Annotated in this window: 6 protein-coding genes; 4 read left to right on the top strand and 2 right to left on the bottom strand. The window is 39.6% G+C overall.

What is annotated here, in order from left to right; all coding sequences use genetic code 11:
• Together A3729_RS34455 and A3729_RS04270 are read right to left on the bottom strand one after the other, a co-directional pair.
• On the bottom strand, positions 1 to 159 hold a 159-nt coding region (locus tag A3729_RS34455; RefSeq protein ID WP_156497649.1), incomplete at its 3' end, for a transposase.
• Positions 160 to 190: 31 nt separating this feature from the next.
• Positions 191 to 712 (bottom strand): DUF4158 domain-containing protein, encoded by a 522-nt coding sequence (locus tag A3729_RS04270; protein ID WP_068633257.1) that lies wholly within the window; start codon positions 710 to 712, stop codon positions 191 to 193.
• 100 nt (positions 713 to 812) lie between these two features.
• On the opposite strand from A3729_RS04270, the gene A3729_RS04265 reads away from it, so the two are divergent.
• The 4 genes from A3729_RS04265 (at position 813) to A3729_RS04250 (ending at position 7,656) form a co-directional block, all read left to right on the top strand.
• Entirely contained in the window at positions 813 to 3,731 is a 2,919-nt protein-coding gene (locus tag A3729_RS04265; RefSeq protein ID WP_068633254.1) for a Tn3 family transposase, read from the top strand.
• A gap of 370 nt (positions 3,732 to 4,101) precedes the next feature.
• Positions 4,102 to 5,262, top strand: a complete 1,161-nt coding sequence (locus A3729_RS04260; RefSeq protein ID WP_068633251.1) for an IS4 family transposase — start codon at positions 4,102 to 4,104, stop codon at positions 5,260 to 5,262.
• A 94-nt stretch (positions 5,263 to 5,356) separates the two neighbouring features.
• A complete protein-coding gene (locus A3729_RS04255; RefSeq protein ID WP_068633249.1) occupies positions 5,357 to 6,703 on the top strand; it encodes a hypothetical protein in 1,347 nt (448 codons plus the stop codon).
• An 11-nt stretch (positions 6,704 to 6,714) separates the two neighbouring features.
• Positions 6,715 to 7,656: a hypothetical protein gene (locus tag A3729_RS04250; protein ID WP_068633247.1), complete on the top strand. Its 942-nt coding sequence runs from the start codon at positions 6,715 to 6,717 to the stop codon at positions 7,654 to 7,656.
• The last annotated feature ends 617 nt before the right edge of the window (positions 7,657 to 8,273 follow it).

The raw sequence follows: 8,273 nt of genomic DNA, 5'->3' as shown, positions 1-8,273 counted from the left end.
TTTTGTCACACTTGAACCTGGTAATTGAAATTTATCTCGCCAGGAATACAAGGTGGATAGGTTTATGTTTTCCTGGGCTGAAAACGTTCTTAATGATAACCCACTTTCAAGCCACTTCTTAACAATGGCTTCTTTAAACTCTTTTGAATAATGCTTCACTCATATTCTCTTACCGCCTCCTATTCAATTATTAAAAATTAACAGAGGCGACAACTATCCTGACACAGGGGGATTCACTAAAGCTCGGAATGGCTACTTGGTGTTTCCAGCAAGCATCTGTAAGCGCGTCGAAAATGAATTTTGGTTGTTCTTTTTGAGCAGCAAAATTCAGCGCTAAACCTACTAGAGTTTCAGTCATACTACTGTCATAAGATTCCCAGTTCAGGAAATCCAGAATCTTGATTCTATGCCTGGTAACTAAAGATCCAGCGTAGCTAGTCAATGAAGTAGGGGGTTCAACGCTTAAAGTTTTAGCCACATGGTTGATATCGCGCTTTCCAAATTGGGCAGAATTGAAAAAGCGAGCTCGAGATCTGAAGTAACCAAGCTGCAAAATAAAGCCAATTCTGCTTTCGATCGGATGAATTCGAGTGATGCTTGATTTCAGTTCAGATGGAATCGAGAAGTAACGTTGACGATCTTCCTTGGAAAATCTAGGAGGAGTGTCGAACAACAGTCTTTCTGCGTCGTTCAAAATATTGATAACTGGCATATCACTACGCTCTTATTGGGGTAATACACTCTAAGGTGCGATAGCGGCCAACTTTTTGTACTCTCCTCATTCTTAAAATAAAAATATAAAGGAATGAGGCATGAAAAAGCTTTGGGATCTCGAAGAGCTCACAAACCACTGGACACTTTCATTTAAAGAGCTCGAGTTAAAAGGCAGCAAACCAGGTAAAAGTCTGTTGGGTCTGTTCGCTCAATTGAAGTACTACCAGAACACCGGTAATTTCCCCTACAAGTCATCTGACATACCCGCTGCGCCCCTGAAATATTTGTGTGATCAGCTAGATGCTGACCTTTCCGACATTGACAATTATGACTGGATTGGGAGATCTGGTCGCCGTCATCGAGAAACCTTACTAAAGTTCCTTGGAATTCGTAAGGTAACAAGCACTGATAAACAGAAAGCTTCTGAATGGTTGGTTTGCGAGCATTTACCAAATAATAGTGAACAAACAGATCTCGGATCTAGGTTGGCCGAGTGGTTTCATCAGAACAAAGTGGAGCTGCCAGCAGTGAAAGAGCTCGATAGACTGATTGCATCTTCTGTTAGCGAGTTCGAGCGGCGGCTTTTCAATGAAATCTCAGTTTCATTATCCACGAGCGCAAAAGAAAAACTTGATGCTCTAATTTCAGAAAATACATCAGGTCTAAATTACTCAGAGCTTAAATCTGAGCCGGGGCGAATGAGCTTAGACAGCATAATAAATGAAAGTAAAAAGCTTCGTTTCTTAAACTCGCTGAATCTTGATAAACAGGTACTCTCTGCCGTACCTCAGAAAATAGTTTCTCGTTATCGTCAACGGGTTGCTTCAGAAAATGCCTGGGAAGTTAGAAGGCATCCTGAATCCTCTAAGTACGCAATGCTGGCCATGCTGTGCTTTTCTCGGCAAAGAGAAGCAATAGATGGGTTAATTGATTTGTTTTGCCAGATAGTTCATCGGCTTAATGCTCGCGCAGAGAAAAAGGTCGTAAAGTCTATGCTCAAAGATTTTCAAAAGGTGTATGGCAAAAACACGATACTTTTTAGAATTGCAGAAGCCTCGCTGGAAAAACCAAGCGCTACAGTGCAAGAAGTTATTTATCCAATAGCCGGTGAATCGACGTTAACGAACCTAGTTAAAGAGTTTAAATCTTCTGGCTCAGGGTACAAAAACCAAGTTCATACCTTAATCCGTTCATCATATGGTGGCCATTACCGACGAATGCTCCCTAAGCTTTTGGAGCTATTGAAATTCAAATCCAACAATACATTACATCGCCCAGTTTTAGAGGCTTTAGAATGGATAGCCGACCATCGAGAAAGTAAGCAGCAATATATAATTTTAAATGATCGAGTTCCTATCGATGGAGTCATTAAGCCAAAATGGCGAGAGGTTGTGATTGAGAAGCAAGGTAAAACTCGGCGCATCAATCGCATTAATTACGAGATCTGTGTTCTTCAAATGCTCCGCGAGAAACTGAGATGTAAGGAAATTTGGGTAGAAGGTGCAGACAAATATCGTGACCCGGATGAAGATCTGCCGACTGACTTTGAAGAAAAGCGAAACTCTTACTATCAGATTTTAGGGCATACCCAAGATGCTGCCGAGTTTGTCTCTCAATTAAAGAGTGATATGGGAGCAGCGCTTTCACATCTGAACAATACGATCCCAAAAAACAAACACGTAAGACTAAAACCCCAAGGGAAAAACCGCATCAGTGTTTCCCCTTACGAGCCGTTGCCAGATCCAGAGAATATTCTTTCTATAAAAAGCTCCATCCAAGAAAAATGGCCAATGACAAGTCTGCTTGACGTTCTTAAAGAGTCAGACTTACGTATCGACTTTACCTCCCGCTTTTCAAGTGTTGCCTCTCGGGAGAGATTAAGCCGAGATGAAATACAAAGGAGATTACTCCTCGTACTTTACGCGTTAGGCACAAATGCAGGAATAAAGCGACTTGCAGATGGCCCACATGGTTTTGGTTATCGGGAGCTGCTGCACGTTAGAAATCAATTTGTACATAAAGACAGCCTTCGCGCGGCTATTCGAGATGTGGTAAACGCAACGTTAAGAGCACGAAACCCTGATATTTGGGGAGAAGGTACCACTGCTTGTGCATCAGACTCTAAGAAGATCGGGGCTTGGGATGCAAATCTATTAACCGAGTGGCATATCCGTTACCAAGGAAGAGGGGTTATGATTTATTGGCATGTGGAGAAAAACTCTACCTGCATTTATTCACAACTTAAACGCTGCTCGTCGTCAGAAGTCGCATCAATGATTGAAGGTGTATTGCGTCACTGCACTGATATGGAAGTAAACAAACAATTTGTTGATTCCCATGGTCAAAGTGAAGTTGGCTTTGCTTTTTGTCACCTACTGGGTTTTGATTTGCTTCCAAGACTCAAAGCTCTTGCATCACAAAAACTATCGTTAACGGGAGAAGAAACCCCGAACCAATACGACAACCTTCAACCAATTTTAAAGAAACAGCCCATCAACTGGAACCTTATATCTCAGCAATACGATGAAATGATCAAATACACGACAGCACTAAAACAAGGTAATGCTGACCCGGAATCTATTCTTCGTCGTTTTACTCGAAACAATGTTCAACACCCAACTTATAAGGCATTGGCTGAGCTGGGTAGAGTCATTAAAACGATCTTTCTTTGCCGATATATTGGTTCAGAAGAACTTAGGAGAGAAATTCACGAAGGCTTGAATGTAGTTGAAAACTGGAACAGCGCTAATTCATTTATTTTCTACGGTAAAAGTGGAGAAATTGCGACAAACTCAACAAAAGATCAGGAAATATCAATACTCTCGCTACATCTACTGCAAAGCTGCCTGGTTTACGTCAACACATTGATGATTGAAGATGTGCTATCCGATAACGCGATACGTTCGAAACTGATACCTGAAGACTATCGGGCATTAAGCCCTTTGATATATAGCCATATCAACCCGTACGGATTATTTACTCTGGATATGAGTGATCGCATAGCTTTTGCGGCTTAGAGACGCTGAATTATAAATTGAAGATAAAGGTCATCAGTAAGCAGCTGCCGTCTTGGTTCGCTTCAGACGATTAGCGGACCATTATCTGGTGGCTTCTGTGAATCAGTATAGGTCACTGGTACGCATGTCAAAATTGGCCTAATAATCATCCTCGTATGAAGGTTATGGCCATTTGCATCACGGTCATTGAGGACCTTTTCTGTGCCGGGATGACGGATAGCAAAGGTGAGAAGGACTGTATTGAAAGTAGTACGGTATTTCACTAGTGTCCGGTTAAAAAAAGTGAACGGGCTTTAAGAAGCCTGAATCCATTGACATGCGGTAAAATAGCAGTTGTCGAGACAGCAATTTCACCACAAAGGATTCAGGCTTGAAACATCGTAACACCGTCTTCCATCAGCTTCTAAATTTTTTACCTCGTCACCGGTTCCAAGCTACCGTTGACCGTTATAAGGGTGACCATCGAACACGCAGCCTAAATTGCTGGGATCAACTGATTGCATTATTGTTTTGCCAGCTATCAGGCAGGCAGTCTTTGCGGGATCTTGAGGATAGCTTTAACAGTAAACAGGCCCATCATTACCATCTGGGAACACGAGCCATAAGGCGTTCATCCTTATCTGATGCCAACAAAAATCGACCCGTTGCTATCTTTCAGGAAACGTTCTTTTTTCTGTTGGGAAAAGTGAGAGCACATATTCCAAGCAAAGAAACTAGTGACATGGTAAGGCTTATTGATTCCACGACCATTGACTTAAATTTGAATCAATTTGAATGGGCTAAATTTCGCTCCACAAAGGCAGGTATTAAGCTACATACGGTCTATGATCCAAAGGCAGATGTACCCACCTATTTTGAGATGACTCATGCCAAGATCAATGACCGTAAAGCACTCACAAACTTGCCCATGATGTCAGGAGTAATCTACGTGGTAGACCGCGCCTACAATGACTATGGCTGGTATTACTCCTTAGATCAGATGGGCTCCACGTTTGTGGGAAGACTGAAAAGTAATGCATGTTATGAAGTGATCGAGACCAGAAAAACCAGGACTGAGTCAGTGCTATCGGATGAGGTTATTCAGTTAAGTTCGGATCAGGCAAAAGAAGATTGCCCGATCCCTTTAAGACGCATTACATTCAAGAGAGAAGAAGATCAGAAAGTCCTTGTTTTTATCAGTAATGACCTGAAGCGTAGCGCTGAAGACATTGCTGATCTTTATAAGCAGCGCTGGCAAATTGAGTTATTCTTCAAGTGGATTAAACAGAACCTGAAGATCAAACGTTTTCTGGGAAGAAGTGAAAATGCGGTGATGATCCAGGTACTTGTGGCAATGATTGCTTACTTGCTATTGAAGTTAACTCAGCTTGGCATTCAATGTGGATTTTCGCTCCAAAAAATAGCGAGGTTAATGAGCCTAAATCTGACTAGCCGGAGGTTAATAGAGGAGTTACTTCATCCTGATCCGGGTAGAAAAAAAGACGGCCGAAAAATAACACCTCAGTTAGAACTGGAGATTAGTTATGTTTAACCGGACACTAGTGACGGTATTTGAAAAAAAACTTTTCATCACTACACTTTAATTACCTACAATAGCAATTCAATAAGCATAGAAAGGGATAGTAGTGCGGACAATAAAAATCTTTCTCATATTTACTGGTTTATTTCTTCTCCCCCAAGCACAAGCATCTTTACCAAATCATTTGAGCCTAAGTGAGCTTTCATGTGATCAAGCATATTACTTGGTACAAAAGCCGATCGAGTGGCTAACCAGGACAAAAGATTACAGGGATAATGGAGGAAAGCTATATGACCGCTACCACCCAGATGCGTCATTTCAGAATATTGAAATCCGAAAAGATAATTGGTTAAGTAAGTTCGATGAGTGTATGAATTTGAAAAAAGGAATGGTTCATTCGTACTATGGGAGGTCGGGTTATGATAAGGGCCGAGAAGAATTTATCCTGACATTAGAGAGCAACCTTAAAAAAATAGAAAACTATATATTAGCAGAAGAAGTACATACAGATGACGCAATAGCCCAGTCATATAACTGGTTTAACGAGAGCTTTCTGGAAGTTAAGCAAGAAAAGGATGGAGATAAAAAGCTACGGTTAATTGCTAACCTTGAAAATTATAAAAATAACAGAGCAAGACTTCGTGAGCTACTCAATTCTGATAACAAAAGCGTCATAAAGAAAGTTGAAAGCCACTTTAATATTATAGATGGAATAATTTCCGATCAGCTCATCCCAGAGAGAGAAAGGATTCTCAAAAGTAAAAATGCTTACCAAGAGCTTCAAAATTATATTTCTGAAACAACGAATCAAGCATTTGACCCTACAAAAGCTGAAGAGCTTGCTCAATTGATCACTAGCATAGAATTGAAAGATAACGCTTTAACCAGAATAGAAGAAAAGATGGCAGTCTTTGAAAAGTCTATGTGGAAGAGTCATTTAATAATAGTGACGATATTATGTATAGCCATAGGAACAATATTAGGCGTTATGCGTAAAACTCCAGTATTTTATGACTATGATGATGTAGCTTATTGTCTAGGTGTTGTAGCCATCCCTTTTGCAATGGAGTTCGTATGCAGGATGGTAGGAATTCACGGTAACCTACACTTGTTTTTAGTACTGGGACCAGCCGTCTTTATTATGCTGTACGTAATTCATAGAACTTGGAAAAGCGGTATTCGTTGGATGTTGCCGATTATTGTTCCGACTAAAATAGCCTGGGGTTCCCTGGTGGCTTTAGCTTTTTGGCAAACAATGAATCCTTCGGGTGATAAACGAGAACAAAGAAAAACAAATAGAGCCTTAGCAGTGTTCTTTTTAATGGTGGCAATTCCTTTGATATCTCGAGTAACCTATAAAAAGGAAGGCGAAATATTTTCTCCTGACATGATTCCCGTTCGAGGTTACCGCAGTTTCCCCATAATTAGTAATAGACTTAAGCGCATTGGATAAAGGAAATATTTATGCGACAAAATAATAGTGCAGCAGCACCTACAATCAAACTACTTATTTTATTTTATATTGTAGCTGTAGCGGGGGTCTTAATCGGCATTCTCGGTATAATTGCTTATATTACAATGTTAGTAGGTTTGCTATTTGATCGAGCTCAGGTCAGTCTACCAACTGAAAGCCAAATGGGACCTACTAAAGACGAGCTTGATAAAATTGATCATATCGAAGGTTCAATAAAAACCTATACAGCTAAAGCTTATAGAAATTTGGAACCTGTCGAACAACTTATTTTAAAGCTTCAAGAAAAAAAGGAAGAGCTTACATCTAAGGCTAATAGAATTAAGGAGGAAGCTATTTCCAATGGGGTTTCTACCAATAAAAACGGATCATTAAGCAAAAGGAGTAAGGCAGGGGTTGCGGCGACAGATAAAATAAAAGAGTTAAGGTTAGAAGAAGAAAAGCTAATAATCGAAATTGCAAAAGCTAGAAGTAAGAAGCAAATAACTTTGGATAAGCTCTCTTCATTAGTAGAAAAGCTAGAGGGTGAAATAAACAATATCAAAAAAGTAGTGCACCTCCGTTACGGTGATTATCTTGGAGAAATCGATAGTTACTTAAATATTTTGATCAAAAGAAAGTGTTTTGTCATCGGGACTTTTGCAGCCATAAGTATCTGGGTAGTATGTGTGGAAAACTTCAGGTCTGAGATGGTTGATGTTTCTGCATGGATTATGACTTATGCTCAACTCAGTGATCTTTGGTATATACCTAAAACATTTTTCTCAGATATTCTTATTCTGTCCGTTGGATTTTGGGGAACATTTTATTCTTCATTTTATGTATATTCAAAATTGGACGGCGAAATTCTACAAAAAAATAAACCTGAAATATTTTCTGTAGTAAGTCACCTATACAATGGGAACACTATAGAGAAATCCGTGTTAGGAAATTAGAGTAATTGTCGGCGAATAATGGAATTAAACCATAAATATCTAAGTGGTGACCTGACTGGTTTTACTGAATTGCCAGGTAAAATTGAATCGATCACAAAAGATAGTTTTGAGCTAGTTTACGGATCAGCTGAGGCATCAAAATACAAAGAAATCGTATATATTTGGGCCGCGTCAAAAGAAATCCCAAGACTAAGTGGGAAAAGCAGAATTTTATACATTGGCCAAACTAAGAACTCGATAAAGAGTCGGTACTATAAATATGCAAACCTGCACTCAACATCTAAAGCAAACAACCTTAAGTTTAACCATATAGTTTCTAAATATGGTCCTATATCAATATTCGTTAGCCCCTTTAGGAATTTTGGTAACTCTTTGAGACAGTCTGAAGGTCAGCTACTTTGGTGGTATTTTCAGAATCACCTCGAGTATCCACCAATAAATTATTCAAAAACTAAAGTTCGAAATGATACGGTTTTTGTTGAGAATTTTGGTAAAACAAAAGGTAGCTTAAGATAATAAATTGTTTTGGGCCGCTTTTGCCATAAATTGCAATAGATCAAGTCAGGCCCAAAATGGCCAGATTATTCAATTCAATTTTCTAATGTGAGTAGCAATTT

The organism is Oleiphilus sp. HI0043 (assembly GCF_001634935.1).
Note: the sequence above shows the minus strand (reverse complement) of the source record. Positions and strands in the feature narration are given on the sequence as shown.

What these genes read in the sequence shown, in the direction of transcription:
- A3729_RS04270 (WP_068633257.1), bottom strand. Translation starts at nt 712, where the DNA reads ATGCCAGTTATCAATATTTTGAACGACGCAGAAAGACTGTTGTTCGAC.
- A3729_RS04265 (WP_068633254.1), top strand. Translation starts at nt 813, where the DNA reads ATGAAAAAGCTTTGGGATCTCGAAGAGCTCACAAACCACTGGACACTT.
- A3729_RS04250 (WP_068633247.1), top strand. Translation starts at nt 6,715, where the DNA reads ATGCGACAAAATAATAGTGCAGCAGCACCTACAATCAAACTACTTATT.